At 46.9% G+C, this 3,399-nt stretch carries 2 protein-coding genes; one reads left to right on the forward strand and one right to left on the reverse strand.

The window, feature by feature from the left end; genetic code table 11:
- Positions 1–89: 89 nt before the first annotated feature.
- On the reverse strand, positions 90–2,657 hold the full coding sequence (locus NEPTK9_RS09235; protein ID WP_194848542.1) for a two-partner secretion domain-containing protein: 2,568 nt from the start codon (positions 2,655–2,657) through the stop codon (positions 90–92).
- 64 nt (positions 2,658–2,721) lie between these two features.
- On the opposite strand from NEPTK9_RS09235, the gene NEPTK9_RS09240 reads away from it, so the two are divergent.
- Positions 2,722–3,366, forward strand: a complete 645-nt coding sequence (locus NEPTK9_RS09240; protein ID WP_194848543.1) for an endonuclease/exonuclease/phosphatase family protein — start codon at positions 2,722–2,724, stop codon at positions 3,364–3,366.
- The last annotated feature ends 33 nt before the right edge of the window (positions 3,367–3,399 follow it).

Below are 3,399 nucleotides of genomic sequence, written 5' to 3' on the forward strand. Positions count from 1 at the left end.
TGGCCTCCACGTATTCTACGTTCCGGCCTTTTTTCTATTGAGTGAAAGGCTATTATCTCTCATTCAACATTCCATTTACACAGTTATTTTTACACTCCCCCATTTTTTGATGAAACCGAGCTAGAATCAAGAAGCTCTATCCTAGGACCAGCAGAGCTAATAGTAAAAGAGGGAAGGTCTGTTCCCGTTCCTTCAAAGTAGATTCTTCCTCCTACAGTGCTCACCAGACCTGGCTCGATCGAAATGCCGGGTAGGTAAGATCCTTCCCCACGCAGTGTTATGCCTCCTGTCGCTCCTGTTGCTGAAATAGTAGCTCCACCTATAATACGCACTCCATACTGAGCCTCTGCAAATGCCCCTCTAACTACCCCTGGAGTCGTAAATCCTTCGATCTGAATGTTTCCAGTTCCTGTTGTTGTAATTGATCCACCCCTAATTCGAGTTCCTCCACCATGAGTCACTCGCTGACCTTCAATATGAATCTCTCCATTTTCACTACTTATGGTTGTGAGAAAAAGGTCTACACTGATTGAAGCTGAAATGGAACGTGTATTGTTGGTGTTTCCCCCATCTCCAAAAATAGAAATCTCTCCCTCTCCTACTGTTGCAATTGTTGACTCTGCAGTATAGAGACCAGTTGCTTCTCCATAGTTTACTCCAGTGACATGGCTATCAATAAAAACATCTCCTCCTTTAGAAATTAGGTCACTCCCTCTGATTTGAGTTCCTGCTTGAACACTTCCTCCCAAAGTATTAATGCTTTGTGCAATAGAAATCAGGCTAATATCGCCTATTTCAGTTTCTAATTTGCTATCGTAAATGCGGATTCCTGGACAATCGGTTTGGCTACGCCCTCCCCTTGACCTACCTGTAATTGTAATGGGCGCATCCCCAGTTGCTAAGATTTCTGCTGAGTTTTCAATCAATACCCCAATATTACTACGTCCATTTAACTGAGGAACATCGATTGTAATTGATCCCCCAGCTCCTGCTAGAACCTTGGTGTTCTGTCCACTTATAGAAATGCCTGAGCTGTGTCTAAAAGGTGTGGCGTACCTACCTTTGAGTGTTATCGCTCCTGATGAAGTTGATAATATTCCCCCATTTGCAACTCTCAGTTGGTTATCAATTGTGCCAACATTATTAAAGTCAATGGCTCCCGAAACCGTTGAAACCGTTCCTCCATCGATAGTAATAGCTGTACTGCTAGAAGCGCTTCCCCTAAATACAATGGATCCCGTTCCCGTGTTGGATACGGTAGCTCCTGAATTTACCGTGATTCCATTGGTTGCGTTGACCGTAAAATCCCCAGGTCCAGAGTTTGTTACAGCGATTCCTGCTGCAAAAACCGCATCATTGCCAACGGTGCAGGTCAAGCGATTCCTACTCCAGGAAACCCCTGCATTAAAGGTGAGGTCCCCACTTCCCACAGTCGTTGCCCCGGCTCCAAAGGTGTTGATTGTCACATCTCCCGAGTCTAACTCTGTTGTTAAGTCGTTTGTGCTCAAGTTATAAGGACCTGCTCCGTCGGGGATGTAATTAGGAGCGTTGATTAACCCGGTTGTTAATCCTCCAGAAATCACAATATCGGTTTCGGGATCAAAAAGGATCATTCCCGATTTTCCATGAGGGGCAGATCGATCACTCCGCCCCCGATAGTAGAAAGTCTTCAACCCTGACACCTCCACAAAGCCACCATCTCCACCTTCAGGGCCGCCACGGACGTTTGTTTCACCGCCGACGGTGGTGACACCATCAGACCAATAAATAACCTTCCCTCCATCACCGCTGCCAGTGCTGTCTGCTTTGACTTCGGCACCGGGAGCAACATAGACATTTTTTGCATTGAGAATCTCAGGATTTGCCCCTTGGTAATCGCCACCAATCAGAACCGTTCCACCACTTGGTCCCGAGGCATCGATGTAGGTGTTTTCCTTTAAGGTGACCTCTTGGCCAAGGACGTGCACTTCATCACCGATGAGGGTGCCATCGACTTCGGTGGCTCCTTCGACAGCCACGAGGTAAATCTTTCCATCCTCTTCATTGGTCGCAAAAGCGCGGATGGTCCCTGCATGGGAGATTGCTTTTTTGTAAGGGGAGGAGATATCGGTATCGTCTGCTCGGATGAGCACTTTTGGATTACTATGAGGACGGATAATGACCTGATGCCCCTCGATTTCCCCTGAGTTATCGATCTTTTTCGCAATGAGGAACACATCCCCACCAGGACACGAAATGTGGCCTGCATTGTTAATTTCTCCACTTGTTTCCCCAAAAACAAGCTCTTTACCGCTTAAGAAGTTTTCATTCGAGACATCTGCCGTTGAAGCGATAAATCCGGCAGTTTGGATGTCCCCTGAGATGTAGACCCCATTGGGGTTGATCAAGATGACATTTCCATTTGCCTTTAAGCTACCGAGAATTCGGCTGATATTTTTGCCTACGACGCGGTTGAGAATCGCTGCATCTTTGCTTGGCTGAACAAAGCGGAGGGTTTGACCTTTGCTGATCGAAAAATCGTCCCAGTGGGCAATTGCTTTAGCGCTGGATTGGGTGATCGTTCCATCCTTGAAGGAGAGCTGTCCAGACTGAACATCGAGTCCTTTTGGCTGAGCAAAGAGAGTTAATGGGAGAAGAAGTAAAGATTTCCAGCGCATTCCTTTTAGGTAGGGGATTGAGAAAAAATTGTCAAATTTTCCCCATTAAGATAAAATTCCCATAATGATTGAAGAAGATTGCGACAGCTTAACGATCGCTAACCGAGCAGAAAGTGTGCTTTGGTACTTTCAAGAGCACGCTTTTTCCCCGATCGAAAACATCGCCCAAAGGATTTTGTGCGGTCTAGGGATGGCTTTTTCCCTTCCTTTAGCCATAGGAAGTCACCTGATCAAGCTTTGCTCTTCAAAAAGGTACACCTACTGGAAAGGGGAAGAGGAGGAGCTCCTTCCTGAACAGACACAAGTTCTCCACCTCAACGTCTGCATGTTCCCCGGAAGTCTTCCCTCTGCATACGGAGGGATGCGGACAGCAGGGGAGCGGATGGAGGAGCTCTGCACCTTTATCCATAAGGAAAACCCCGATATCATTTTCCTCTCAGAGTTTAGTGGAACCCTCTCGCCACGCCTCTATGAGGGGTTAAAAGAAAAGTATGCCCACTTCTTTGTCAATATTGGCCCCAAAGGGTTCGGAATGGGCGCTTCGATGGCTGTTCTAAGCCGCGTCCCGATCGTTTCAGAGCCCAAGTTTATCCCCTCAAAAACAGTGCACAGCGGGGGGCAAAGCTACATCAAGCGGGGCTACTTCATCAAAATATCGATGCGGATACCCCTTCCTTTAGGGAGGGGAGGAAGCATCGCTCCTTTTTAGATTGTTTAATTTGTAGCCATGGTTTAAAATAGC

It is taken from the genome of Candidatus Neptunochlamydia vexilliferae, from assembly GCF_015356785.1.
GTDB lineage: Bacteria > Chlamydiota > Chlamydiia > Chlamydiales > Simkaniaceae > Neptunichlamydia > Neptunichlamydia vexilliferae.